This window comes from Micromonospora sp. WMMD1155, assembly GCF_029581275.1.
GTDB lineage: Bacteria > Actinomycetota > Actinomycetes > Mycobacteriales > Micromonosporaceae > Micromonospora.
This window is the reverse complement of the sequence record NZ_CP120742.1, coordinates 101,266-127,367: the sequence shown is the minus strand read 5'-3', so window position 1 is coordinate 127,367 and position 26,102 is coordinate 101,266. Positions and strand designations below refer to the sequence as shown.

General features: G+C 68.0%; 20 protein-coding genes and 1 pseudogene. 13 read left to right on the top strand and 8 right to left on the bottom strand.

The genetic code is table 11. The features are described from left to right. Positions 1 to 3 precede the first annotated feature (3 nt). Entirely contained in the window at positions 4 to 1,017 is a 1,014-nt protein-coding gene (locus tag O7617_RS00300; protein WP_282260711.1) for an acetamidase/formamidase family protein, read from the bottom strand. Further along, positions 1,014 to 2,420: an APC family permease gene (locus O7617_RS00295; RefSeq protein ID WP_282260710.1), complete on the bottom strand. Its 1,407-nt coding sequence runs from the start codon at positions 2,418 to 2,420 to the stop codon at positions 1,014 to 1,016. Before O7617_RS00295 ends, O7617_RS00300 begins: the two co-directional genes overlap by 4 nt. A 282-nt stretch (positions 2,421 to 2,702) precedes the next feature. Between O7617_RS00295 and O7617_RS00290 the strand changes: the two genes are divergently transcribed. The 3 genes from O7617_RS00290 to O7617_RS00280 all read left to right on the top strand — a co-directional run bounded on the left by O7617_RS00290 (position 2,703) and on the right by O7617_RS00280 (position 6,733). Then, a complete protein-coding gene (locus O7617_RS00290; protein WP_282260709.1) occupies positions 2,703 to 3,935 on the top strand; it encodes a helix-turn-helix transcriptional regulator in 1,233 nt (410 codons plus the stop codon). Positions 3,936 to 3,938: 3 nt separating this feature from the next. After that, entirely contained in the window at positions 3,939 to 4,655 is a 717-nt protein-coding gene (locus O7617_RS00285; RefSeq protein ID WP_282260708.1) for a creatininase family protein, read from the top strand. 890 nt (positions 4,656 to 5,545) lie between these two features. After that, complete coding sequence (locus O7617_RS00280) at positions 5,546 to 6,733, top strand: prolyl oligopeptidase family serine peptidase (protein WP_348774210.1); 1,188 nt, start codon at positions 5,546 to 5,548, stop codon at positions 6,731 to 6,733. Here O7617_RS00280 and O7617_RS00275 read toward each other — a convergent pair. Beyond that, entirely contained in the window at positions 6,706 to 8,091 is a 1,386-nt protein-coding gene (locus tag O7617_RS00275) for a helix-turn-helix transcriptional regulator (protein ID WP_282260706.1), read from the bottom strand. The two genes, O7617_RS00280 and O7617_RS00275, sit on opposite strands and share 28 nt — an antisense overlap. A gap of 527 nt (positions 8,092 to 8,618) precedes the next feature. On the opposite strand from O7617_RS00275, the gene fxlM reads away from it, so the two are divergent. From fxlM to O7617_RS00240, 7 genes and pseudogenes are all read left to right on the top strand, one after another. Continuing rightward, positions 8,619 to 9,860, top strand: a complete 1,242-nt coding sequence (fxlM, locus tag O7617_RS00270) for a methyltransferase, FxLD system (protein WP_282260705.1) — start codon at positions 8,619 to 8,621, stop codon at positions 9,858 to 9,860. Between the two features lie 12 nt (positions 9,861 to 9,872). Next, on the top strand, positions 9,873 to 10,028 hold the full coding sequence (locus O7617_RS00265; RefSeq protein WP_282260704.1) for an FxLD family lanthipeptide: 156 nt from the start codon (positions 9,873 to 9,875) through the stop codon (positions 10,026 to 10,028). Between the two features lie 68 nt (positions 10,029 to 10,096). Then, on the top strand, positions 10,097 to 12,844 hold the full coding sequence (locus O7617_RS00260; protein ID WP_282260703.1) for a lantibiotic dehydratase: 2,748 nt from the start codon (positions 10,097 to 10,099) through the stop codon (positions 12,842 to 12,844). After that, positions 12,841 to 13,911, top strand: coding sequence for a lanthionine synthetase C family protein (locus O7617_RS00255; protein WP_282260702.1), 1,071 nt, complete (start codon positions 12,841 to 12,843; stop codon positions 13,909 to 13,911). The genes O7617_RS00260 and O7617_RS00255 overlap by 4 nt, the downstream gene beginning before the upstream one ends. Before the next feature lie 11 nt (positions 13,912 to 13,922). Further along, on the top strand, positions 13,923 to 14,705 hold the full coding sequence (locus tag O7617_RS00250; RefSeq protein WP_282260701.1) for a thiopeptide-type bacteriocin biosynthesis protein: 783 nt from the start codon (positions 13,923 to 13,925) through the stop codon (positions 14,703 to 14,705). Between the two features lie 33 nt (positions 14,706 to 14,738). Next, a pseudogene (locus tag O7617_RS00245) lies at positions 14,739 to 15,172 on the top strand (NUDIX domain-containing protein). A gap of 479 nt (positions 15,173 to 15,651) precedes the next feature. Further along, a complete protein-coding gene (locus O7617_RS00240; RefSeq protein WP_282260698.1) occupies positions 15,652 to 16,230 on the top strand; it encodes a hypothetical protein in 579 nt (192 codons plus the stop codon). Between the two features lie 194 nt (positions 16,231 to 16,424). Here O7617_RS00240 and O7617_RS00235 read toward each other — a convergent pair whose 3' ends face one another. Continuing rightward, positions 16,425 to 16,982: an excalibur calcium-binding domain-containing protein gene (locus O7617_RS00235; RefSeq protein ID WP_282260697.1), complete on the bottom strand. Its 558-nt coding sequence runs from the start codon at positions 16,980 to 16,982 to the stop codon at positions 16,425 to 16,427. Positions 16,983 to 17,117: 135 nt separating this feature from the next. Between O7617_RS00235 and O7617_RS00230 the strand changes: the two genes are divergently transcribed. After that, on the top strand, positions 17,118 to 17,600 hold the full coding sequence (locus tag O7617_RS00230; protein ID WP_282260695.1) for a GNAT family N-acetyltransferase: 483 nt from the start codon (positions 17,118 to 17,120) through the stop codon (positions 17,598 to 17,600). A gap of 197 nt (positions 17,601 to 17,797) precedes the next feature. Here O7617_RS00230 and O7617_RS00225 read toward each other — a convergent pair whose 3' ends face one another. After that, a complete protein-coding gene (locus O7617_RS00225; RefSeq protein ID WP_282260693.1) occupies positions 17,798 to 19,069 on the bottom strand; it encodes a hypothetical protein in 1,272 nt (423 codons plus the stop codon). A gap of 771 nt (positions 19,070 to 19,840) precedes the next feature. Next, on the bottom strand, positions 19,841 to 21,082 hold the full coding sequence (locus tag O7617_RS00220) for an IS701 family transposase (RefSeq protein ID WP_282260691.1): 1,242 nt from the start codon (positions 21,080 to 21,082) through the stop codon (positions 19,841 to 19,843). A 206-nt stretch (positions 21,083 to 21,288) separates the two neighbouring features. Between O7617_RS00220 and O7617_RS00215 the strand changes: the two genes are divergently transcribed. Further along, positions 21,289 to 21,741 (top strand): helix-turn-helix transcriptional regulator, encoded by a 453-nt coding sequence (locus tag O7617_RS00215; RefSeq protein ID WP_282260689.1) that lies wholly within the window; start codon positions 21,289 to 21,291, stop codon positions 21,739 to 21,741. A 360-nt stretch (positions 21,742 to 22,101) separates the two neighbouring features. On the opposite strand, the gene O7617_RS00210 is transcribed toward O7617_RS00215, so the two are convergent. Further along, positions 22,102 to 22,608 (bottom strand): hypothetical protein, encoded by a 507-nt coding sequence (locus tag O7617_RS00210; RefSeq protein ID WP_282260687.1) that lies wholly within the window; start codon positions 22,606 to 22,608, stop codon positions 22,102 to 22,104. Next, positions 22,605 to 22,937, bottom strand: coding sequence for a helix-turn-helix transcriptional regulator (locus tag O7617_RS00205; protein WP_282260686.1), 333 nt, complete (start codon positions 22,935 to 22,937; stop codon positions 22,605 to 22,607). The genes O7617_RS00210 and O7617_RS00205 overlap by 4 nt, the downstream gene beginning before the upstream one ends. Positions 22,938 to 25,046: 2,109 nt before the next feature. Here O7617_RS00205 and O7617_RS00200 point away from each other — a divergent pair. After that, complete coding sequence (locus tag O7617_RS00200; RefSeq protein WP_282260685.1) at positions 25,047 to 26,096, top strand: helix-turn-helix domain-containing protein; 1,050 nt, start codon at positions 25,047 to 25,049, stop codon at positions 26,094 to 26,096. Positions 26,097 to 26,102: the final 6 nt, after the last annotated feature.

The window sequence follows — 26,102 nt, the reverse complement described above, 5'->3', positions numbered from 1 at the left end:
CTCCTACCGCAGCCCGGCCGCATGCTGGCGCAGCCGGGCGTGCACCCCCGCGTAGGCGGCCGTCGGGTGCGGAAGCAGCGCCTTGTCCACGGCGGCCAGGACCGTGTAGTTCGGGTCGCACACGTTGCCGATCGGTGCCCTGCCGGCCTGCGAAATCAGTTGGTAGGCGTCGAGTTCTTCCAGGCCGGTGAGGGTGCTGGTCCAGCTGACCAGGTCGCGGTGGGCGATCCGGTAGGCGTCCTCCAGGGGCCGGGCGCAGCCGACCGACATGATCGACGTGTCGGTCTCCAGGCGGGGCCACACCGTCCGGGTGCCCTTGATGACCTCGATGACCAGGGTGGTGGTCGTGGCGATCTCCACCCCGACGCCGCAGGCCTCACCCTCGCCCTGGCGGGCGTGCCCGTCGCCGAGGGCGAGCATCGCCCCGTGCACGTTCACCCCCAGGTAGAGGGTGGCCCCGGCGCGCAACTCCGGCGTGTCCAGGTTCCCGCCATGGGAGTCAGGGACGATCGTGGAGCGGGCCTCGAACCCGCCAGGAGCGACCCCGATCGTGCCGATCATCGGGTCCAGCGGCAGCTTCACCCAGTGGTCGCTGGCCACGGCGTGGAAGCCGACCGTGCCGCCCTGCCGGTCGATGTCGTACACCCATACCCGCTCCTGCAGCGGCGGTTGCAGCGTCGCGGTCTGGGACGTGCCGGTGAGCGCCCCGAAGTGCGGGAACGTCGATGACACACCCCAGCCCCGGGCGGGGACGATCGAGGCGAGATGGATGGCGAGGGTGTCACCGGGTTCGGCGTCCTCGACGAAGAACGGCCCGGACACCGGATTCAGGTACGGCATCCGGCACACCTGCGACGGCAGGTCCGCCGGACCGCGCACGAGACCGCCGAAACAGTCCTCGGTGTGCACCCGCAGGATGTCGCCGGAGCGGACGTGGGCCACCGGCATCCGCCCGCCGAAGGTGTAGGCCAACTCGTCGCGGGCCGGCCGGTAGGTGATCGTGTCCATAATGGTCACACCCGCTCCACGTGGCGGGCCTGCGGCTGCGCGGGCGCCAAACCAGACAGCGCGGGCCGGCGGCCGGTCAGGTAGAGGCCGGCGAGAATGACCATGCCGAGGGCGAGCCAGGCCAGGCCGAGGCGCTGCGCGGCGATGTTGGCGTTGATCACCACGTAGGCGAGGATCGCGAACCCGATACCGGGCATGACCAGATGCGCCCACCAGTTGCCGCTGCGCCGGCGGATGAGGTGGTGCACCACTACGGAGACGTGCAGGACAAGGAAGGCGACCATCGCCCCGAAGTTGATCAGCGACGACAGCAGCGTGATCCCGTCGGTGCGGGTGGCCATGTACAGGCCGAGCACCAGGGACACCGCGCCGGTGAGCAGGGTCGCGTTGATCGGCACGTTCCGGCGGATCGACACCTTCGCCAAGAAGGCGGGAAGCTGCCGGTCTCTTGCCATCGCATACAGCAGCCGGGACGTGGCGACCTGGGCGACCATCGAGTTCGGCAGGCCCCACGCGATGGCCGTCGCCACCGCGCACAACGTCGCTAACCATCCTCCGCCGGCCACGGCCGCGGCGTCGTAAAAGGCGGTGCCGTTCACGTCGCCCTCCGCGAGGAGGGTGCCGGCGTCCGGGACGAGCATCGCGGCCAGCCAGGTCTGGGCGATGAACAGCACGCCGGCCAGGATGAGCACGGCCGCCATCGCCCGGCCGATCTGCCGGGAACCGCCCTTGGTCTCCTCGGCCAGCATGCTGATCCCGTCGAAGCCGAGGAAGGACAGCACCGCGATCGACACCGCCCCGGCCACGAGGGACCAGGTGAACGTGTCGGAGTTGTAGAAGGCGTCCCAACTGAACCGGCCCCTGCCCGAGGCGAGAGCCCAACCGGCGACCGCGAGGAAAGCCGCCAGGACGATCAACTCACCGACCAGCATCACGCGGGTCACCATCGCGGTCATCCGGATGCCGACCGAGTTGACGACCGTGTTGGCCCCGACGAATCCGAGCAGCCACAACCACACCGGCACCGCGGGCACGGTGGAGTGCATCGCCACCGATGCCACCAGGTACAGCAGCCCGGGTACGAGCACGTAGTCCAGCAGGATCACCCAGCCGGCCAGGAAACCGACCGGCGCGCTGATGCCCCGGCCGGCGTAGTTGTAGACGCTGCCCGACATCGGGAACGCCTTCACCATCTGCGCGTACGAGAACGCGGTGAACACCAACGCCACCACACCCACCGCGTACGCCAGTGCCACCATGCCGCCGGAGCCGGCGTACACGCTGCCGAAGATCGCCATCGGCGCGATCGGCACCATGTACACCAGCCCGTACGCGACCAAGTCCCGGAACCGAAGCTGGCGGCTCAGTTCCTGTCGATACCCATGTCGGGATAGGTCATTCTGGAAACTCATCACACTCCTCAAATATTTGCGCCCTTGCCAACCTTGCGCCTGGCAGCTAAATCGTCAGCGAAGGCAACTAATTAGTCGCGCCTAAACCGCTGCTAATGATTTCGAGCAGCAAGCCGATGGGTGCCTCAGCAACGAGATTTGCTCACCGAGACAGATGAGTCGATAGCGTTGATGCGGACACACGTTGTTGTCCGCATGCAACTGTCCGCGTAGCGTTCGACCACGTATGGTCAGACCCTTCCGGATGCGGCAGTGACGGACACAAAGCACCCAGGAGTACCGGTGGCACAAACTCCACGACGGCTGACCCCGCATCGATCGGCGCTGCATGGATTCGGTGCCGCCCTTCGGCAGTGGCGCGAGCGCCGCGGGCTGTCCCAGCGTGCTCTAGGCAGGCTGGTGCACGTCAGTGGGGACCTCATCGGCAAAGTGGAGAAGGCCGAACGTTGGCCGTCCGCCCGCTTCGTTGAGTCGTGTGAGGGCGCACTGCAGACAGGTGGCGAGCTGGCCCGCTTCCTGTCAGACCTCGAGAGTGAGCGTCGCCTCACCAGCGTCGGCTACCGCTTGGTCGACGGCGCGGAGGGCCAACTCCGGGCCTCCATCGATCATCCCGACAAGCCCGACCTGCTCCGTTCGTGGCACGAGCAGCTCGCCGGTCTGGCCATTGCCGGAAACCGCACCGGATACGCCGGGATGGCGTCCACCGCCCACGCACAGATCAGCGTCGCCGCCGCCATCGGGCGGCGGAGCCGTTCAGCCGACCGCCGAGACGTACTCATCGCGCAGGCACTGTGGGCGGAGTTCCTCAGCTGGATCGATGAGCAGAGTGACGCCGCCGAGGCTGACGCCTGGTTGCGACGCGCGCAGCAGCACGCCGTCGAAGCTAACGCGCCGACGCTGACAAGCTACGTCCTGATGAGGCAGAGCCAACGCGCCCTTGAGCGCTTCGACCCGCGTAATGCCATCGCCCTGGCGCAGCGGGCGCTGGAGGAGGTTCGGTTACCCGGCCGTATCCGCGCACTACTGCTGATCCGCCAGGCCCAGGCCTACGCGATGGGAGGCGATCAGAACGCCTGCGCAGCCAGCATCGACAAGGCGCACAGGGTCGCCGGCAGCGACGACAGGGGCTCGGAGCTGCCGATCGATGTAGGCGTCCACTGCGATCCGGTGTACGTGGCTGCTCACGAAGCGCAATGCCGTCTTCTCCTCGGTCAACCGGCGGCTGCAGCCAATCTCTATGAGCAGCTCCTGCGCCATTGGCCAGCTCAGTGGCGCGTCGACGAGGCCCTTTGGCGGTCGGCCCTGTCCAGCGCCTACGTCAGCATTGGCGATGTCGAGCGCGCGGCGACCGAGGCCGCCAACGCCCTGGCGTTGGCCACAGGCACCTCTTCCGCGCGGGCTTTGCGCTGGTTGAACCCGACGGCGGTGGCCCTTCGACAGCAGCAAGCCGTTCCAGAGGCGGCGGCCTTCGTGCTCGCCTATCGGCAAGCGACCCTCGAAGCATGTAACCATTAGTCCGTGGATCTGATCACCACGGCGACGAGCACCGACGAGTCCGAGCGAGGGGCGTCCGTCGCGGTCCTCCCAGTCGGCAGTTTCGAGCAGCACGGCGCTTACCTGCCGCTGCTGACGGACACCATCGTGGCATGCGCGATCGCGAAGGCCGTCGCCGAGCGCTACGGCCTCTTTCTGTTGCCGCCGGTGACGATCTCCTGTTCCCATGAGCACGCGGGGTGGCGTGGAACGGTCAGTATCAGCGCCACCACCCTCGCCGCCGTGGTCGTTGATATCGCCGGCTCCCTGCAGGAATCGGGCATCGATCAGCTCGCTGTGATCAACGGCCATGGAGGGAACTACGCGCTTGCCAACGTCGTTCAGGAAGCCAATGTCGCTGGACCGAGGATGACCCTGTTTCCCGCTCGGGCCGACTGGGACGACGCGCGAGTTGCCGCCGGCCTGCACAGCACAGCTCACCAGGACATGCATGCTGGTGAGCTCGAGGTTTCGCTGCTTCTGCACGTTGCGCCCGAGGTGGTTCGTGATGGCTTCCAGCATGCCGACCACCTAGCGGACGACCGACGTCACCTCCTCACGCGGGGCATGAGTGGCTACACCAGCAGCGGCGTCATCGGTTTGCCGTCGCACGCCACTGCCGCCAAGGGCGAAGCCGTACTTGAAGAACTTGTCCGCTTCTTCGCCGACCATTACGGCCTCCTGCCGAGCCCCAAAACATGATCAAAAATGATGCTGGACGAGAGCTGTTGTCCGCATCGGCATGGCCGCGGGAGCGATCGGGAGGAGGCAATTTGTGGGGTGATCCGGGGGCAGGGACAAGGCGCTCGGACGTAGAGTCGGCCACGTCTAGACACTCACACCGGCCCAAGGGTTAGCCCCTGCAGGTGGCCACGCCGGTGTCCCGCCGAGGGTTGACGAGCCCGCCGTCGTCCGGCCCGCCGGAAGTTGTTCGAGGAGGATTCGTGAGGCTGGGCGACAGGGTCGCTGAAGTGTCGGTGGACGACGCCGTCCGCGCCTCGGTGAGCTACGACCAACTGCGTACCGGTGATGACGGCCTGTTTTGGCTGGAGACTCGCCCCGACGCTGGCGGGGGTACGACGGTGACACAGTGGCGGCCCGGCGAGGGCATGCGAGATGTAAGTCCGAAGGGCTTTGATGTCGCCAGCAGCGTTCACGCGTACGGGGGCGGATCGTTTGCTCTCGTGGAGGGGAGGTTGTGGTGCGTGGGCGGAGATGGCCTCTACCGGAGCCGTCGCCGCAACAAAAAACTCGAATTGGTTACTCATGGATCCTTCGGAGACCTGACGGTCGGCGACGGCGAGTTGCTGGCCGTGCGGGAGTCGGAGCAGGGTGACGAACTCGTCGCGGTATCGCTCACCGCAGCTCCGAAGGTGCGAACTCTCGTCTCGTCCCCGGGGTTCCTCGGTGCGCCTCGGCCAGGTCCGGGTTGGTTGGCCTGGACCGAGTGGAGTGAGCGCGACATGCCGTGGGACGCGTGTGAAATATGGGTGGCGTCCTACTCGCCGCGTGGTCAGGTCTACGGCGCAGTGAGACTGGCCGGCGGTCCGGAGGAGTCTGCGGTGGAGCCGCAGTGGGGATCCGACGGGGCGTTGTACTTCGTGTCGGACCGCAGTGGCTGGTGGAACCTCTACCGGTGGAACAGGCTCGAGGTGGAGGCGGTGGCGCCGATCGCGGGTGAGTGCGCCGCGGAGCCGTGGGAATTGGGTTACGCGTCGTATGGCTTCCTCGACGACGGTCGGATCGTCATGGCGGTGCAGGAAGGGCCGCAGCACCGCCTTGTCGTCGTCGAGGCCGACGGCATCGTCCGCCCGGTCGACCTTCCGTACACGTCGATCAAGCCGTACCTGGCCGTTCGAGGGACGACGGTGGCGTTGATCGGATCGTCGCCGACCGCGGCCCCGCAGGTCGCGCTCGTGGACCTGGCGGACACCGACCCTGAGGTAGAGGTGCTTGCCAGGCCGGAGCACGCCGGACTCGACGGGGCGGGCGTTTCGACGCCGGCGGAGCTGCGCGTTCGGGTGGCCAATGGTCGGGAGGTGCTCGCCCTGGTTTATCCGCCGACGGGAGCGGCGGCAGCCTGGCAGGCGCCGGTGGTCGTTCGGGCGCATCCCGGGCCTACCGCATCTTGCCTACTGCGACTGGATTGGCAGGCGCAGTTCTTCACCAGTCGCGGGTTCGCCGTCGTTGATGTCGACTACCTCGGTAGCACCGGGTACGGCCGGGTGTTCCGAGAATCGCTGTACGGCCGGTGGGGTCTGGACGATGTAGGTGACTGCGCCGAGGTGGCGGGTCACCTGTTGTCGACGGGGCGAGCGGTGCCGGGGCAGGTGTTCATCCGAGGTGCCAGTGCCGGCGGCTATACCGCGTTGCACGCGGTGGCCCAAAGCGGCCCGTTCGCCGCTGCCACGGCCGTGTCGGCGATCGTGGATCCTGACCGGTGGGCGCAGACGGTGCCCCGATTCCAGCGGGCGCACGCGATGCGGCTGCGAGGTGGTGCCGGCCGGGTCCGTGCCGCCGATGTCCAACGGCCGGTGCTGCTCATTCATGGCACCGCCGACGAGGTGGCCGTAATCGAGAATGTCCGCGACCTTGCCGAGGATTTGACGTCTCTCGGTATGGCGCCCGAGGTGTTGCTTCTTGCTGATGTCGGCCACTACGTGGCGTCGTCCCATCGAGCGGGCGCGGCGCTGGAGGCGGAGCTGGCTCACTACCACTCGGTGATGGCGGCTGCCGCCACCCATCAACGGGGTTACACAGAGGCCAGCGGTAGTCGGTGACGCACATACTCGTTGAACTCGCGGACCTCCGGCTCGCACCGATAGGGCTCGAGGTCGGCCTGTACCTCGACGATGCGCTGCAGGCAGCGGTGTGAGGTGGTTCGTGCGGCGTGGTCGACTGCCTCGCGTGCGGTGGCGCAGGCTTCGTCGATGCGGCCGGCGGCGGCCAACGACGAGGCCAGGAGCGCGGTGTCAATGGCGAGTCTCCGGACATGGGTCGGGCTCAGGGCAGTGAGGGCGTTACCCAGGTGCCGTTGGGTTTGCTGCGGTCGGCCCAGGTCGTGGAAGCAGTGGGCGATCTCGTCGGCGAGGTAGGCCGCGTCGAAATATCGGATCCACGCCGGCTCGTCGTCGGGCTTGCTACGGGCCAGTTGCCTCTCCGCGATGTTGAGGTGGGTCAGGCAGTCGTCTTCGCGTCCAAGGCGGGCGTGCGTGCGCGCCACCACCGCTTGCAGCGCGGCTGTCACAGCGGGAGTCGCCTGGGTCTCGATTCCTCTCACCGCCGTCAGCGCCATCCTGCGTGCCGGCTCGGGGTGCCCGCAGTGCAGCGCGAGGTGGCCGATGTTCACGGCTAGTAGGTAGCTGCCGTAAAGGCGGTCGCCAGCAGCTTCCGTCAGACGTAGAGCGCGAAGATAGCGGCGCTGGGCGAGGCCATGGGCGCCCGTGTCGACCGCCTGGTATCCGCAGAGCTCGAAGAATCCCGCCGCCAGCGTGTAGAGGTGCCGGCCGACAGCCTCGGAGGTGGGGGTGTTCGCCAACAGCCGGTTCAGTTCGCCTTCGACGTACCGCTGCACCTGCGCGTGGACTCGTCCGGCGCCGTGAGTGTGGTCCAACTGCCGGAACATCGCCAGAGCGGTCTCCGCCGCATGAAGATCCTCTTCGTCAACCTGGTCAGGCGAGCCGGGTCGTCCGACCACGGGCGGCCGGGGGTCCGCCGCAGCGTTCAGCCAGTCAAGGGCGGCGCGACCGAGGACACCTGGTTGGAAGGGAACACGGACGACCATGCCCGCCACCCCGGCCTTCTCCTTCAATTGGGTGGGCAGCAGGGTGTCTGGGTTGCCAGAACCGCTCGGGGAAGTTGCCCGCATGTTCTCGCTGTTGCGACTTTCCTCGAGAAGAGGTAGCAGGCGGGTCAAGGCCCCTCCGGCTTCCAACGCCCTGTCGCAGGCCTCGACGAATTCCCGGGATGGGAAACGGTCCGCTGTCTCGATCCGACGCACCAGGTCGGCGCTGAAGCGGATCATCGCGCCGAGTCGCGCCTGGGAGAGGTTGGCCCGCTCCCGCAGCCGACGCAGCTCTGCACCGAAGAAGTGGCGCTCGGACAGGGACGGCTGGAGCATCCGCGGGGTCTGGCCCATAGCACCGCCTCCTCGTGACTGTTCGCACCACTATGGCGATGATCAGCGTGACTATCGCGCACATAGGGTCACTCGGTGTTCAGCGCGGCGCAACCACGAACACCGAGATGCGTATGTACGGAAGAGGCTCACCGGTGGCGCACATGCGGACAGCCGCTTCGTCCGCATGCTCGGCATTCACTACACCGACTCGCCGGGCGATTGTGGAGACATGCCGTTGGCTGCTCGTCGGATCCGCCATCGACTTAGCACGGGAGGCTGCAGTGCAGCAGGAGTCCGCTCCGCGCCGAGATCTTGGTACAACGGCTGCGCCCCGGCCTTCCCGCCGCACGAACGATCATGCCCATGGGCGCTTACCCGGGCGCCCATGACCGCCAGCAGGACGCGACCTTCGACCGGCACCACATCGACTTGAGATACCCGTGTGACTTGGCGAGTCCAGCGGCTTGACGCTCTGTTGAGCCCGAGAAGAGCGGTACGGCGGACCACCCGATCGGGAGGTCCTGATGGAGAGGGAGAGCACCCGAATGAGTGTCGACACGGTGAGCGGCGAGGATCTCCACGCCGCAATGGTCGATCAGCTCGTCGCTGATCACATGGAGAAAGGGCTGGTCATGCGGCCCGAGGTGGAGGCGGCACTACGGTCCGTGCCTCGCCATCTGTTCACTCCGGATGCCGCGCTTGCGGAGGCGTACCGGGCCGACCAGGCCGTGGTGACTAAGCGGATCGGCGACGAGGCGGTCAGTTCGGTGTCGGCGCCGTGGCTCATCGCGGAGATGCTCGGTCAGGCCGCCGACGCCGTCGAAGGCGGGTTGCCCGGTCGGCACGTCCTGGAGATCGGCTCCGGCGGATACAACGCCGCGCTGCTGCGCGAGCTGGTCGGCCCGTCGGGCTCGGTGACCACTGTTGACATCGATCGCGAGGTGACCGAGCGGGCCACCGCCTGCCTCACCGCGGCGGGTTACGACGACATAGTCGTGGTGTGCGTGGACGCCGAGCAACCGGTCAACCCGGGCCGTCCATACGACTTGATCATCGTTACGGTCGGCGCCTGGGACATCTCACCGGCCTGGACCGCGCAGCTCGCCGAGAACGGAACGCTCGTCGTGCCGCTACGGACGTTCGGGATGACCCGCTCATGGGCGATGCGTCGGACCGGCGATCGGCTGGTCAGCCACAGCCAGCGGTTGTGCGGGTTCGTGTCGATGCAGGGCGCCGGGGCACATCAGGTGCGGTACGTCGACATCGCTGACGGGGTTCACCTGCGGCTGGACGAGGACCAGCAGGTCAATCGCCACGTCGTCAGTGAGCTGTTGGCGCAGCCGCAGACGCAGGCATGGGCCGGGGTGAGCCTGCCCCCTCGTACCGTCCTGGCTGACCTCGACCTGTGGCTGGCGATCCGCATCACCGATGCGGGACAGCACTTCGTTGTTCTCACGGCTCAGCAGGAGGCCGTGGATGCCGGCGTCGTCGCCCCGGCGTGGCGCTTCGGCACACCGGCCGCCCTCGACAACGGCGCGTTCTGCTACCGCTCGACGCTGCGCTGGAACGACGACGACATGTTCGACCTCGGCGCCTGTGCACACGGGCCCGACGCCGCGTCGGCGGCCGGGCGGATGGTCGGACAGATGCGCACTTGGCTGAATGTGGGCAGCCCCTCGCCGGTGTTGCACGTCCTGCCCGCTGGTACTCCCGACGGCGACCTGCCGGCCGGGACGGTGCTGGACAAGCGGCACAGCCGCTTCGTCCTCACCTTCACCCCCGCATAGAAGGGAACGCACGTGAACGAAAACGACGCCTCGGAGTTCGCCCTGGACGTCAGCTTGGTCGACGCCGGCCCCACCTCGGGCGGCTACGCCACCTCCACCAACGACGGGTGCGGCTCTGGCAACACCGGCTCCAACGCCTGCACCACGAAGTGCGACGGCGGCAACTGACCCATCCGTTCCTCTCATGATCGGGCCCGGCGTCGAGCACGCCGGGCCCGACGATTCGGTGGTGCCTCATGTTTCCCGCAGCTGGTGCGGCGCTGATCAGAATCGCCGCTTACCCCAAGGGCCTCGTTCTGCCGCCCTGGCCCGACATGGCCCACGGTCATCCGTATCAGTGGCGCGAGTGGCTGGACAAGGCGTGGACGCTGCCCGGGTTCGCGGCAGCCGTTACCGGTGCGGCGCCGCAGCTGGCCGACCAGATCCATCGCACGCTGAGCGGGGAGCCGATGCCACCGCAGCGGCTGCGGCGACTGGTGCAATCAGCAGTCCGGTACCTGCTGCGCTGGACCACCCGTGCGACCCCGTTCGGCACGTTCGCCGGTGTCGCCCCGGTCCAGTTCGGCGCTCGCGCGGCGGTCCGTCTGGGCGCGGCCCATCGCGCGGTCTCCCGCTCCGACGGCCAGTTCATCGCCGAGCACACCGCGCGGGCCGAACACGACCTGGCCATCCTGCGCACCGTCCCCGTCGTGACGAACTCGGTGGGGTACCGGCGCGGCGACAGGTGGATTCTGCCCTGCGCCCACGCCAGCGCCGAGCGGCGGTGGGACATCGAGGTCCGCCTGACCAGCCCAGTCCGGACCGCGATCCAGGCAGCCCGGTCCCCGGTCAGGTTCGCCGACCTCGCCGAGACGATCGCTGGACCCGCCAGCATCGCCGACGCCGAGCGGCTGCTGGCCGACCTGGTTCACACCGGGGTGCTGCTGTCGGCTCTACGCCCACCCATGACCGCCACCGACCCGGCCGCTCAGGTCGCCCGCCACTGCGTCATTCCGGAGCCGGGCAGCCGGACCGCCGTCGATCTACGTGCCGACATCGCCGTGACCCTGCCCCCGCCGGTCCTGCACGAAGCGAAGCGGGCCGCGTCGACCCTCGTGGCGGTAGCGCCACCACCTGCCCCCGGATGGGCCGAGTACCACAACGCGTTCATCGAGCGATGGGGCCCAGGAGCGGCTGTTCCCATCCGTGATGTCCTGAACGTGCTGGGCTTTCCGGCCGGCTACCGGGGATCCACTCGCCGCGCCCCAGCGCTATTCACCGCCCGCGACCAGCTGCTCGGACAGCTCGCGCAGCAGGCCGCACTCGACGGCTGCACCGAGGTGGTGCTCGACGACGCGCTGATCGACCGGCTCCGCGGGAATGACGACCGGCCGCCGATCCCGCACACCGAACTGCGGTTCACCCTCGCCGCCGACACCCCGCACGATCTGGACCGCGGGTCGTTCGTCCTGACGGTGCTCAGCGGATCACGCCACGCCGGGGTCGCGGCGGCTCGGTTCCTACATTTGCTCACCCCCGCTGAACTCGCCGGATTCCAACAGGTCTACCGGCATCTGCCGACCGCCCTGCCCGGCGCGGCCCCGCTGCAGCTGTCCGGACCACCCCTTGACGCCCGCCTCACCGCAGTAGCCCGGATGCCCGAGCTGCTGCCCGTCCTCCCGGTCGGCGACTTCCACCCGGCACCGCCGTACACGATCGAAGACCTGGCGGTGGTCGGCGACGGACGCTGGTTGTGGCTGGTATCGCTGACCACCGGTCAGCCCGTCGAGCCGCTGCTGTTCAACAGCGTCCTGCTGCCTACGCTGCAGCAGCCGCTGATGCGGTTCCTGGCCGAGATCTGGACCGCCTGGACGGCACCTTGCAGCCGGTTCGACTGGGGACACGCCAGCGGCCTGCCGTTCCTACCCCGCCTGCGACGGGGACGCACCATCTTGCACCCCGCCCGCTGGATCGTCGACCACACCGCGCTTCCCGCTCAGGGGACAACATGGGCGCAGTGGCGTGACGCCTGGCGACGACACCGCCTCCGACGGCACATCCCGCAGCAGGTCCTGGTCGGCGATGACGACATACGCCTACGCCTTGACCTGGACAACCCCGCCCACCTGGCGGTCCTACGCGACCACCTCGAACGGCATCCCCGCACTGTGATCACCGAGGCTCCAGGGCCAGCGGGCTGGATCGACGACCGCCCCGCCGAACTCCTGCTCACCCTCACCCACCCCGCGCCGGCCGCTCAACCAGCCCGACCAGCCCGACCAGCCACCACTGTTCAGCACTGGCCAGGGCAGTCACGGTGGATCGAGGCACACCTACACGGTCGGCTCGATGACATCTTGACCGACCTCGCCCGCCGCCCCGCCGACCACCTCCCAGCCGGTTGGTGGTTCCTGAGGTATCCCCACCCCGAGCCGCACCTGCGGCTACGCATCCCGCTTCCGGACACCGGCCGGTTTGCCGACACGACCCGCCACCTCGCCCGCTGGGTGCAGCACCTGCACGACGACTCCGTCGTCCACGATTACAGCCTGCACCCGTACCGCCCCGAAACCCGCCACGGCGCCGCAGCGACCCTCGCCGCCGCCGAGCGGGTGTTCGCCGCCGACTCCCGCGCCGCCCTGCACCGGCTCACCGGTGACCGCCAAGCCGCCACCGCCGCTGGGATGATCGCCATCGCCGAAGGCTTCACCGGCGACGGCCCGCGCTGGCTCGCGACCCAGGTTCCTCACCGTACCGGCCCCCGCCTCGACCCCGCCCAGCTCGAACATGCCCGACGCCCAGTGCATGACGAGCGGCTCGCCGCAGCGCTGGCCGCCTACCGCTCCATGGTCGCCCATGACGGGTTCGACCCCGACGACGTGCTGGGTGACCTGCTGCACCTGCACCACGCCCGCATGATCGGCGTCGACCCCGCCTCCGAGCGGCACTGCCTGCGGCTGGTCCGCACCATCGCCCGCACCACCCTCGCAGGGCTCAAGCCGTGACCGTGGGACAGTCCCTCGCTGACGGCGCGGCCGGCATCGCCCTGCTGCACCTCGAAACCGGCAACAGGCCGGCAGCGTACGAGGCACTGCGCGACGCCATCGCTGGTGGTGTGAGCATCGCCGATGGGGTCAGCCTCTTCTACGGCGCTCCCGCGCTCGCATTCGTCCTCGCCACCACCGACCACCCGGGGCTCGCCCAGGCACGAGCGGCCACCGCCGACGGCACCGCCACGGTGACCCGTCGACGACTCGACGCCGCCCACCGCCGCATCGACCGACACGAGCAGCCGCACTACGCCGAGTACGACCTCATCCGCGGACTGACCGGGCTCGGCGTCGTCCTGCGCCGGCTCGGCGATCACGACCTGCTCCGCCAGGTCCTGGACTATCTCGTCCGGCTCACCGAACCGCGAGGCGAGCTACCCGGCTGGTGGTGCTGGAACGGGCCCGATCGCCGCCAGCTACCGCCCGTCGGCGGTCACGCGAACTTCGGCATGGCCCATGGCATCACCGGCCCACTGGCACTGCTCGCCCTCACCCTCCGCGACGGGATCACCGTCGCCGGACACACCACGGCGATCCATCGCATCAGCCGATGGCTGGACGCCTGGCAGCAGCACACCGACTGCATGATCTGGTGGCCGCAAACCATCACCCTCACTGACCTACACCGCGGAACACCCGCCCAGCGGACCCCGCTGCGGCCGTCCTGGTGCTACGGCACCCCCGGCATAGCCCGCGCCCAGCAACTCGCCGCACAAGCCCTGCGCGACACCACTCGGCAGCGCCTCGCCGAGACCGCCTTCACCACCTGCGTCACCGACCCCGAACAGCTTCGACGGCTCACCGACCGAAGCCTGTGCCATGGCACCGCCGGACTGGTGGCTACCGCCCGCCGGGTCGCTTCCGATGCCCTCACCTTGATACCCCTGGCTGCCGTAGAAGATCTCCACCGGCAGGCCGCCCCCACCACCAACGAGCCCGAAGGGCTGCTCGATGGCAGGGCAGGCGCCGACCTCGTCACGGCCGTCGCCGCCGCCTGGGACGCCTGTCTCCTCCTTACCTGAAAGAGCCATCCGTGGACCACACCCCCTGGCACCAGGTCAACATCACCTACCCCGGCCAGACCGCCCAGGAGCGCGAGAAGCAGGCCGTCGCCCACCTGCGCCGAGTGCTTCCCGCCGCCGAGACCGCCGGCCTGATCACCTCCTGGTGGTTCATCCGCAAAGGCGCCTGGCGCATCCGCTACCTCCCCACAGACAGCCCAGACAGCGGCGACCAGGCCCGCCGGCTACTCACCGAAGGGGCCACCTGGACCGGCGACATCTACGAACCCGAAACCCACGCCTTCGGCGGCCACGACGCCATGACCACCGCCCACACGCTGTTCCACCATGACAGCCGCCACCTCCTCACCTACCTCCACCAGCACCCCACAGCCCGGCGCGAACACTCCCTGATCTTGTGCAGCGCCCTGATGCGCGCAGCAGGGCTGGACCCGAACGAGCAAGGTGACGTCTGGGCACAAGTCCTCGAGCACCGCGCGGCACACCTCAACCAGGCACCCATAACCGATCCCCGCAGGTGGGAGAGGTTCACCGGAGACGTTCGAAGCCTGCTGCTCGGCGCACCTCGCACTTCCGGCGACTGGCACACCGCATTCGCACACGTCGGCGCGGCTCTACACCGCCAACGGGAAAGGGGCACCCTCACCCGTGGTCTGCGGGCCGTAATCGCCTTGCACGTGATCTTCCACTGGAACAGGCTCGGACTACCCGCCACCACCCAGGCCACCCTCGCCCGAGCGGCCCAGGAAGCCATCTTCGGCCCGCCCGATAAACACCTGCCAGACCCCGGGTAGACGCACCAGAGGAAAGGAGTGGAGGAAGGCACCGTGCCCGACAAGGTGATCACCAGCAAGGTTCTCTGCTACGTCGTGCGGGAGGGCACTTGCTCGTCTTCCGCCACACCGACTTCAGCTACGAGGAGGTAGGCATCCAGGTGCCCGGCGGCAGCGTCCGCCCCGGTGAGGACCCGGCGGACGCGGCGCTGCGCGAGGCCCGCGAAGAGACCGGACTGACCGGCTTTACCGTCGTGCGCAAGCTGGGGGAGATCGAGTACGACATCAGCCCGCTCCGCTTCGAGATCCAACGTCGGCACGTCTTCGAGCTGGCGCTGCACGAGGCTACGCCCGAGCGATGGGCGAGCCAGGAAGACCACGACGGCGAGCAGGAGCCCACCCAATTCGAGTGCTTCTGGATACCGCTACGAGCCGCGCACGTCCTGCAATCCGGCCAAGCGGCCCTCGTAGGCCGGTTGTTCGACTGATCAGGGATCCAGCAGTGGTAACCAGGGAAACCAATGCGGCAAGACGAACTGCGGGACCTGGCCCAGCGCAGCCGGTGGCCCATCCTGGCGCTGGGCGCCGTTCGAAACTCCGCCTTCCCATGGCCAAGGCGGTGGCGGGTGTTCTCGACGCCGGTGTCAGCTGAACAACCTCCAGATTGTCTCCACTGCGCCGGGCCAGGGACGACCTGCCGACGAAGGCGGCTGTCTGGCATGAGTGCTACCGGCGCTCCGGCGGTTGAGTCGCCGATCAGTCAAGCCAGCAGATCACCGCGGCACCATCTCTGGCCCCTGCGGCGAAGAAGGTCTGGACGCCTGGCAGATTTCAGGTACCGGTGGTGTGCTGGATAGGCCCACGTCACCACCCACCCGAGTGCGTCTGGGCCTGATCCCGATGGCACTGCCGACACCAACCCCAAGCCCGAGGCTGCCTGGCCGAAGGTACGCATCGGGAGAGAACGATGAGCAGCCTGATCTCTCACCACGAACTGTTGTTCCGACCCGACTACCGATTCTTCACGGTGCGCGATGAGGAATGCGACGCCACAGAGGGCGGCCACGAGGCACTAGCCCGGTCGCACGAGAGCGGCGCCGCGGCGACAGAGTTCGAAGTGTATGTGACCGCCGCTCAGGACCTTCTCAGAGTACGAGCATGTCTGGAGGTGTGGGACGGGTCGGCCGGCCCGGCAATCGGGTTCGACGACGTCTCGGTCTTCGAGCTGGCGTGCCCCAGCGGCACGCTGCAGATGTCCGACGGCAGCGGCACGTCCATCGGGGGGATCGACCTCCCGACTGGCCCTGGTCTCTACACCGCGCAGGTGCAGAGCCGCGGTCGGGCTGAAGCCCTCGCGGCGTTGCGGCGTTTGGATGAACCCATGACGGCGTCACCGGCATCGGCATGGGCGGCCCATTTCGCGCCCTACGACGGGGTCGAGGAGTACTTGATCCGGGTTTGGTTCGCCGGGCTCTTGCCTGACGATGATGACGACGAGGCCCATCAACGCGGGTATCGATCGACTGAACCGTGCAGGCTGAGTTAGCCGAGAACGCTGCCGCCGGCGGCGACCTGTCCTGAGCAGTGTTGACCATTGGCATCACATCAGCGGGCGCCCTTTGCGGGCGAGACCTAGACCAGACCTAGACCAGCCTCGGCGCACGGCCAGCGCGCACATATTGCTCCACCTGTCGTCGACCGGGATGGCTCGGCGCTCGAAGGCTTCGTCGCGCCATGGCGCTACTCGCAGCCGATGCCGTCGCCGTTTCGGTCCAGTTTGCGCGAGTAGCCGGGGTCGCCCTTGTGGATCGGGCCGGCGCCTGCCTTTCGAACCTCTATGCAGTTGGCGTAGTACACGTCGCTGTCCGGGTCCGGGCCGGTGTCGCCGTTGCCGCCGTCGGGTTCGCACGCCTCCCCGTCCCCGTCCCGGTCCAGTTCAGGTCGGAAGCCGGGCTCACCCGGGTAGAGGGGGTCGGCTCCGACCTCTCGGACCGCGTCGCAGTTTTTGTAGTACGCCGTTGTGGGTGGACTGCTGGTGCGCGACGGCTGGGGTGCCCGTTCTCGGGCCGGCGCCGCGCTGGTGGGCGCGACGGCGATGGCGGTGGACTGCGGCATCGGCACAGGGCTGTTGGTGCCGGCGTTCGTGGCGGTGATGCGCTGCACCTGAGCTGACGCGGACAGTTGAGGCCGACTCTCGGCGGCCGGTTTGTCGTCGCCGATGTTTGCCCCGCAGATGACCATGCCAACGACTGCGGCGGCCGTGAGTGTGAGCGTCTGCGCGGGATGTAGGGGCTTCACCTACGCGAGCGTGCCGGGACTGATCGACGCTGGTGATCCGCCGACCGGATGCCGGGGTGTCAGGAAGGTGACGAGTCCCGCTCGGAAGCTGCTTCAGGGGAAGAGTGAAGTCGGGGGTTTCGGTACGATGACCGGGTGATCGAGGTGCGACAGCCGACCCCGGTCGACCTGGACGCGCTGGCGGACATCCTGAACGCTTTCGAGCTCGACTGTGACCCTGAGGGTCTGCAGTGTTGGGTGGCCGTGGAGTCGGGCACCGACGGCGATGCCAAGGTCATTGGCGGTGTCCTCGTCGACTTCGACTACGGCGACTACGGTTCTACGGTGCCGTCCGGTCACGGTGACAACCACCCCTTTATCTTCGCCATCGCGGTGGCGTCCGAGGGTCAGCGCAAGGGTGCCGGTCGCGCCCTCATGCGCCGCGTTGCCGAAGGTGCCCACGCGGCGGGCCTGTCGTTCCTGGTGCTCATGCCTCAGGAGCGCCGGGCAGACGATGCCAGCGAGCACATTGCCTTCTTCCGGGCCTGCGGCTTGAACGCGTTGGCACCGGAGCAGCACATGTCGCCCTACGGTGCCTCCGTCCTGGAGATTCTGGAGCGCCTGCGGCTCGATTCCTGACGCCCTGTCCTGGGCCTGAGGGTCAGTGTCCTCGGCCATCAGGTGCCGATGCGCAAACCGGTCACTGCGCCCGAGCCGTAGTCGATGTGGCTTTGGAATGCGGCAAGCACGACGTTAAGAGCTGTCGGCCTTCTGGCGCGGAGGTCAGTGGGATTTCTGGCGAGCGGCCCGCGCGGGCCGGTTTCGTCTGCTTCGGTTCACAGCTCGCCGAGGATCCGGCTGCGATGCTCGGCGTATTCGCCGTCGCTGACCAGCCCTTGCTCGTACACAGCTGCGAGTTGGCGCAGCCGCTCGACGATCGGGGCGAGTGGCGCCGTTGTCGGGTCGGGGTGTGGACGCGTGACAGGGTTGTCGGGATCCGACCCGACAACGTTCCCGGTGCCGAGCGGGCTGTCCGGTGCGGCTGGGGTGTCGACGGCGCGGGCTATGTTCCAAAAGTCTTCGTCGAGGGCCGTGCTGCTGCTGGTGGCGCTGATGAGGTGGCGCAGGGTGTCGGTCTCGCAGTGGAGGACAGTGGCCAGGCGGGTGGCGTGAGCGGCGGTGGGCACGTGACGGCCAGCGAGGATGTCCACCGTCACGGCCGTCGCGATGTCTGCCCGGGTGGCCAGCTCGGTGGGGGAGACGCCGGCGAACTCGGCGTAGACGCACAGGTAGCGGGCCAAAGCCCGGCGGGCGGGTGGGGCTTGGGCGTCGATCGTGGCGACAAGGAGTCCGAAGCGGATCCGCCGGTGGGTGGCGGGCAACTCCGGCAAATCGATGATGGGTATCGCGCGCAGGCCGGGCGCGGCGAGGAGTTCCAGCGCGACGCACTGGCGCGCGTACTCCTCGCGGATCGTCGCGACTTCCCCGGCGACGCCACGCACCCTCAGCAGTTCCTCCCTGACCTGATGAAACTGCACCTCAAGCTGGTTAGCCTGGCGGATCGCCTGGTTGCGGGCGTTCTCCGAGGCCCGCAGGTTGTTGACGTGACGCTCAGTCTCCGCGCGCAGGCGCTCCTGCAGACGTGCGACCTGCCGTTGCAGGACCGGGATGGCGGGTTCGCTCTCCGGGACGTTGCGCTGCCCGGGTTTGCCCGGCGGGCGGCTGACCGGACCGTTGTAACCGTCGGGCAGGCGACCGCGAGCGCACTGGTACCAGCCGGCGGCCAGGGCGCGGATGCCGGCGGCGTCGCAGGTGTCGGGCAGACAGGCGATGATCAGCTCGGTCATCTCCCAGGTTGGGCCCAGGCGGTAGCGGCTGAGCTGCTCCGATAGCTTCTGCCGGTTGAGCCCGGGGTAGTGCAGGCCCCGGTTATGGGCGTGCTCGAGGATCTTCGCCTGCCCGCCGACGCCCAGGTAGTCGGTGATCAGGCCGCGCACGTAAAGGGTGTACTCGGCGGCGTCCGGGTTCGCGGACCGCGTGCGGATGGTGCCCTCGTCGACGGTGTACGGGCGGGCGTTGCGGCGCGGCTCGCGCTGGCCGGTGCTCATGCGGTCGGTCGTCCTTGATGCACGAGAGTGGTCCCGACAACGATCGATGTTGTCGGGAGTTGCTTCGGACCTCTTTCCCGACATTAGGGACGTCGAGGAAAGTTATCCACGCCGATCTGCTGACTGGCTGGTCGGTCAGGGTGCTCCGTGCAGCTTGGTTGGCCGCCGGTTGGCGCGGAGCACCCGCCATCTATACATCATGCGAGAAGGCGGTGACAGAGTGCAGCCCCGAACGAGCATTCGGCGGGTTACCACCACCCTTGGCGCACTGGTTGTGCGGGCTTGGCAACGCCATACCGGCGCAACCAGTCGTCCAACTCGACCGGCGCGTCATCATCCCAAGCACCGTCGTCCGCGGCCCTGGCCGCGGCGCCCACGACGACGGCGTCCCTAGGTGCGGCCCGTGAGGACGAGCCCACCCAGCTAGCCAACCGGTGGCGGGCGCGCCACCTCGACGGGGCGATCGCGAGGCCAAGCGTTTCGCGTCGACCGTCGAGGGTGGCGCGCTCCAACCAAGCCAGCTTGCATGCACAACATCAAACAACCGTCCACTGATCGAGGAGGTCGGGGTGTCCCTCAGCGGCGATGCCGTCCAAGATGGCTCGTTCGCGCCTCCCGCACCCGACGAGCCCGTTCCACTGCTAGTAGTGCTTTGTTAGGTTCTGTGGCGTTTGTTGCGGTGTAAGGGTTTCACGGGTTGGTGGCAGGTGAGGCAGGCGCCGGTCCAGGTCGCGAGGAGTCGTTGCAGCTCGCGGATGACCGCATAAAGGGTCAGGCCGGCGCATCCGCTTTTGGGTCGAGGCGCAGTTCGGTGATGAACAGGTGCGCGGCGGTGGCCAGGGTGACGTGGCGGTGCCAGCCGATCCAGGAGCGGCCTTCGAAGTGGTCCAGGCCGAGGCCGGTCTTGAGTTCGCGGTAGTCATGTTCGATGCGCCAGCGGATCTTGCCGTAGCGGATCAGGTCGGTGTGGCTGGTGGTGGCAGGGAGGCTGGACAGCCAGTACTTCACCGGTTCGGCCTGGTCGTCGGGCCACTGGGCGATCAGCCACCGCTGCGGCAGGAGCCCGTTGGGGTCACGGGCGACGCGGTGTCCGGGCGGGCGGACTCGTAGGAAGATGAACTGGGAGCTCATCGTGCCTTTCGAGCCTTCCCGCCAGGTGATCGTTTCCGTGGCCGCTCGTCCAGCGGCGCGAATGTGCTCGACCAGGCTGACCGCAGTCTTCGAGTAGCGCGGGTCGGTGCGCGTCGGTGGGCGACCCCGCCCGGACCACACCCGCGTCACCGGCTGCACGTCTGATGTGTGGGCGAGGGCATCGCCTTTGACCTGCATGATGTAGTCGACGGACCGCTCGTCCAAAGCGCCGCGGAACTGGCTGTTATCGCCGTAGCCGGCGTCGGCTGCCAGCAACGGCGGGCGTAAATTTTGCTCGGCCAGCTCATCGAGCATCTCCACGACCATCGACCACTTCGGCCGGTGATGCTCATCGGCAGGTATCCCGCACCGGGACCGGCGAGCGATCACCTCAGGGCGGTCAGCCTCGTCAACAGCCTGGTCGTCCCACGACGTCGGCAAGAACAACCGCCAATCCAGCGGACACGACGCGGCGTCAGTGACGGCGTGGACACTCACCCCGATCTGGCAGTTCGCGACCTTGCCCAACGTGCCGGAGTACTGCCTGGCCACGCCCGGCGAGCCCTTGCCGTCTTTCGGGAAACCGGTGTCGTCGACCACCCACACCACCGGAGCGACCACCTCGACCGCCCGACGGGCCAACCGCATCCGCACCGCCTCGGTGTCCCACGTCGAGGTCGTCACGAACTGTTGCAGCCCCTGATGATCCACCCCAAGCCGATCCGCCATCGGCTGCATCGACTTACGCCGCCCGTCCAGCAACAGCCCTCGCAGATACGTCTCACCCTTGGCCCGCTGATCCGAGCGCACCAAAGGGGTGAACACATCCACGGCGAACGCCTCAAGCCGTTGCCGCACAACCAAAAGCTCGTCAGGAGTCACCGCAACATCGAACTACTCAGACCGCCCCGATGACCCCACGACACGCCGACCTAACAAAGCACTACTAGGTGACGTGCCCAGACTTCCGCACCAGCCGTAGCGGCCCATCGCCGCGCCAAGCCGTCGCCACGTAGAACACTCGCTGTGGCCGCACGCACACTCGTGCCTCTGCGATGCAGGCGGCAGCATGAGGTGGGAGAAGTCAGTTGGGTACCAACGACGGAAACGGCGACCGCCAGGGGATGGGTGACACCGAACGGGCAGTGCAGGACGCGTTCGCTCACTTCGTGCGCCACGCGGTCGACGCCGCCCGTGACGAGCATGACTGGTCGATCACGCAAGTGGCGGAACGCAGCGGCGTCGGGCGTTCCACCATCTTCCGGTGGCTCTCTGGGGACTGGCTGGACCATCCGAAGCTACCCAAGGTGCGGGCGTTTTGCGCCGCCTTGGGCCTCCCGCTCGGTGCTGCCCTGCGTGCCCTCACCCCGCTGACCTCCAAGACACCGCCGCCAGAGGTGCCAGCGGCGGCGGCGATGGAGGTACTGCTGATCGCCGTGCGGGACCGATTCAACGACCCCCACACCACCTCCGCCGAGAAAGAACACATTCTTACCATCTTGCGTCGACTCGGGCGGCGGACAACCTCGCGCGCTGGCTGACGGCAGACGAATGAACCCCATCAAGAGGAGTGACTGGTCCGCCGTCACGCAGTCTCGCACCAGCCGGTATCGACTCACGCTGAGCTGCGGACTGCTTCTGACTCTCCCCGATGCAGTCGGGCATCAGCGCAGCCATGACGCATCTGCAGGTCGGTCGGGGCGACCATGGGGGGAGTCGCCCCGACCGACGTTGCCGTTGCCGTACGGTGCTCAGGGCTACGGGCAATAGGTCGAGTGCTGATGGCGGTACCGGTCAGATAGCTGAGCGCACGCACCCGCAGCTCGCCGCGTGCGACACGACACCCTGTTCGGCGGCCGGCGTGACGCGGCCCGCCTCGAAGACACCAGGGCGGCGAGGGCCTACTTCTTGCCCGGCAGCGCGCTGTGGGACCTCCGGTGCCAACGAAGGAAGGCAAGCCCGCTCCCCCCAAGAACGACCGTCGACGCGACGATCCCTACCAGTGGAGAGATGCTGAATAGCACGTAGAAGCCCAGGCCAAAACTGATGACACCCAGCAGGGTAATCGCCAGAATGAGCATCAGGGCCGCGCCCAAATTGGGCGGCCTGTACCCGGCCGGCTGAGTGCGTGTGGCGCGGTTCATGGCGGACTTCAGGATCCTCGGTGCTGCTCGCCCCGCCGCGCCAACACTGAATTGGATCGCGGTCAGCAGCTTGAACAGCTTGCCGGGCCGTTCGCCGATGAGCGCGGTCCACTCCTCGGCGTACCCGGCCGCGATCTGCGGATCGGTGGCCCAGCGGTAGGCCGCCCAGCGGACCAGACGACGTGCCGCCCACGGCGACAGGTCGGTCATCTCGTTGACGGCCAGCCCGAAGACGAAGCTGGCAATGATCTCCCAGTGGTTCACGCCTGGCACCAGCCGAAGGCGAGCCGGGTGCGCACCGTCGGTGCGGGCTTCGGCTGCCGGGTGGCGATCAGCGCGCGGGCGCTGCTCACGCCGTGTGGGGTGAGCTTGTAGTACCGACGGCGGGGCTTGCCCGGCTCGGCGTCGTCCTCCCACCGCGAGGTGACCCACTTCGACTCGTTGAGCCGTTCGAGGATCTTGTAGACGGTGGGGCCGCCCTTCCCGGTCGCCTTCATGATCGCCCACCCGTGCAGCTCGTTGTCGTCTGCGTCGAGCAGGGCGTTGAGGACAGCCAGGAGTGGCCCGGTGATGCGTGCAGGTCCATCCGACATGGACTTAACGATACTAGGTGAAATAAGAGTCGTCCACCTGCCGACCTGCGGGTGGAGCGCGTGGCCCGGCTCGTGTGGAGCCACGGCGAGGAAGAGCTGCTACTGCGCCTTCAAACCGGGCCGGTCGCCGGGACCTGGCCCGCAGCGGTAGAAGCGGTCGATGTCGCTGATGACCCACTCATAGGTGGGAGGTCGACGGGGCAAGTTGAGCGTGACGATTCCCGCATTGATCTCCTGCCGGTCATCTCTGGTCGCCGTGTACTCGGCGATGCCTCGCTGAGGCGAGGTCGGGGTGGGTGGCGTCTCAACGACGTCAACCAACCGACGATCGAGCTAGCGGGCGGGTCTGCGGCGTCAGCCGTAGATATCCATGGCTATCTTTTTGTAGCTGCCGCGGTTAGCCAGTCTCAGAAGGGGTAACGTCGGGCATTTCTGGCGAGAGTGTGGAATCGGTCAGCGGCGGCTGAGGAGGGTACGTGACAGGGCGGAACATCGAGGCGAGATTCACGGATCGAATTCGGCGCGGGACGGCACGGCGCTGGTTGTGGATAGCCGCCGCTACGGCGGGGGTGCTCGCGGCCCTTCCGGTCATCCCTGCCACGGCCTTCGGTGGCGCCACCCCTGCGCGCACCGGTGAGTTTGGCCGCCCGGGGTACACGGAGACCGATGCGAGCGAGTATCTGCGGACCAATGGCGTTGACTTCCGCGAGGTCGTGCAGGGGTTGCGTCCGACAGGGGTGCCGGTACCGCCGGGCTACTCGTTTGCCTCTGACATTGACGAATTCGCCGCTGGGCTCGGAAGTGAGCCGGCGGTGATACAGGTGACTGCCGTCCGAGGGGCCTACGCTGCTTGGGCGGCGTGCGCCTGGAAGGCAGATTGGCTGGCTGCGCAAGCTGCAGAAAATGGGCCTCGAGCTGCGACGGCCGTGGCCGTGCTCCGAGAGGTGCCTTCGTGGCCGCTCATCAGGCAGACCGACGGCGGCGGGATCCGTCAACAGCACCGCAAGGTTGCGGAAGCAGCCGAGCGAGCAGACCTGTCCGTCGTACGCGACGATGTCCGGGACAACTGCCCGAGGCACTTGATCAGCAAGTCCCGGTAACCCTCGCCTCGCCACCTATTCTTGTTGTTTCCTAGGTCGAGCTCTCACTTCCGAGCCAGTCGGCCGTCAGTAATGCCGTCACCGTCACGCTCGGCGACCAGCCAGACCGGCCTGTGGAACTGGGCGGGCCGCCACCACGTGTACGTGCGATGCCGTGGTGCCACCGCCCGTCGATGTTCAAAGGTCGTCCGTTCGAACGGTGGCTGCGGGCCCGGCGACGGTTGGGTCCGCGACGAATTCCTGGACCCGCGCTTCAGCGCCCCGCTCGTACCCGCGTCTGCCCGGTGAGCGAGCTGTCGATGGCAGATGATGAGCCATGAGGTCGAGATGCAGGCCCGCCGGGCTCCGCGCTATTGATCTTGGTGATGCGGTCGGTGTGTGGTCTCCAGCGGAGGTCACCCCGGGTCAATCCGTGCCACTTCAGGTCAGTCGAGGTCAACGATCATGGTCGTGACCCGTCTGGTGTGATCCGCGTGTAATCGTCGGTCCGGCCGGCTCGCCGGGTCAACGCAGGTCAACGGGGGTCACTCCCTGCCAACGCGGGTCGACCCGCAGGTCGCTAGACTGGGCCCTCGCGCCCCCGTAGCTCAGGGGATAGAGCATCGGTTTCCTAAACCGTGTGTCGCAGGTTCAGGTCCTCATCGGATGCTCCACAGGCCAGCACCTTAAATAGGCAACCCGACCTGTGCCCCAAACGCGAATGGGCGGCAAACCCGCCCGGCGTCGCCAACTTGGCGTGCCTGCTCTTCAGGACGCTTCGGTCCAGACCGAGACGGGGAGTGTTCTCAAGGGGAACACCATAGTGACCCTTATGCGCATCTCGGTGTCGGACTGGGCCACCGACGAGCACGACGTCGACCAGGCGGTGGAGGCACTGCTACGCCACGCCCGCCTCTCCACCATGTGACCCGGGCGGGGGTGGGCGGCGCGAGCGGGCCGGGTTACCTCGGCCACCGGATCCGACCGCACCCAGTCCGCCCACTTCCCCTCGCGGTACTAAGCTCCCGGCGTGATCCGAATCCGGTTCGACGACTCCTCGATCGACCGCACCCGGATCGCCGTCAGCCCGATCAATGAGCTGGTCGGCGGCTTGGACATGGTGCATCGCGAGCGGGCCAGCCGGGCCGCGCCGTGGCCGTACACGGCCTGGGTGGAACGGGCCCGCGAGGTGCTGCGGACGGTCCCCGAGACGGCTCCGCTGAGGGTCTACGGGCAGTTGTACGGCGAGAGTCACAACCGGCCGACCCCGGACGTGTTCACGCCGGTGCCATCGGCGGCCACCCAGACTCTCCCTGAGCAGCTCGACGACCTGCGCCGTACGCCGCACGCCGTCGTGCGGGAGCAGTTCGCGAAGCACTATCCGCAGGAGCTGCCGGCCTTTCTCGCGCCCTATCTTGACGACCCGGATCGCGCCTTCGGTCGGCTCGGCGATGCCCTCGCCGCGTTCTGGGAGCTCACGACCGCCGCGCACTGGCCGGCCATGCGGGCCGCACTCGACGAAGAGGTGCTTCTGCGTGCCCGCACGCTCGCCGTGGCCGGCCCCGAGGCTCTGCTCAGCGGCCTGAGCGGACCGGCGCAGTGGGAGCGCCCCGTGCTGTCGCTGTCGAGGCAGCACGAGTCGGTGCTCGATGCGCGTGGGCGCCGTCTGGTGCTCGTGCCCGTGCTTCTCCTGCAGAACAGGATGACCTGCTCGACCGATCACCCCGAGATCCTGATGGTGTCCTATCAGGCGCGGGGGGCGGCGGCGCTGTCCGAGCATCCGGCGCCAACCGATCGCGAGCGCGACCGGCTCGCCCGGTTGATCGGGTCCGGGCGGGCCACCGTGCTGCGCGCCCTGACCGACCCGACAACCACCACCAGCCTGGCTGCATCTCTCGGCCTGTCGTCCGGCACGGTCTCCGAGCACCTGACCGTCCTGCGACAGGCCGGTGCCGTCAGCCGGACGAGGTTCGGGCGGCAGGTCTTCTACACGCGCCGGCCGGAGGGTGACATGCTCCTGGCGACGTTCGAGGATTCGGCATCTGCCGAAGGGCTGGGAGCGGTCGAGGGCGACTCCTAGCGTCCG

Coding starts and splice junctions, on each gene's coding strand:
- O7617_RS00240 (WP_282260698.1), top strand. CDS start 15,652: ATGAGCAGCCTGATCTCTCACCACGAACTGTTGTTCCGACCCGACTAC.
- O7617_RS00295 (WP_282260710.1), bottom strand. CDS start 2,420: ATGAGTTTCCAGAATGACCTATCCCGACATGGGTATCGACAGGAACTG.
- O7617_RS00275 (WP_282260706.1), bottom strand. CDS start 8,091: ATGGGCCAGACCCCGCGGATGCTCCAGCCGTCCCTGTCCGAGCGCCAC.
- fxlM (WP_282260705.1), top strand. CDS start 8,619: ATGAGTGTCGACACGGTGAGCGGCGAGGATCTCCACGCCGCAATGGTC.
- O7617_RS00225 (WP_282260693.1), bottom strand. CDS start 19,069: ATGAGCACCGGCCAGCGCGAGCCGCGCCGCAACGCCCGCCCGTACACC.
- O7617_RS00260 (WP_282260703.1), top strand. CDS start 10,097: ATGTTTCCCGCAGCTGGTGCGGCGCTGATCAGAATCGCCGCTTACCCC.
- O7617_RS00205 (WP_282260686.1), bottom strand. CDS start 22,937: ATGTCGGATGGACCTGCACGCATCACCGGGCCACTCCTGGCTGTCCTC.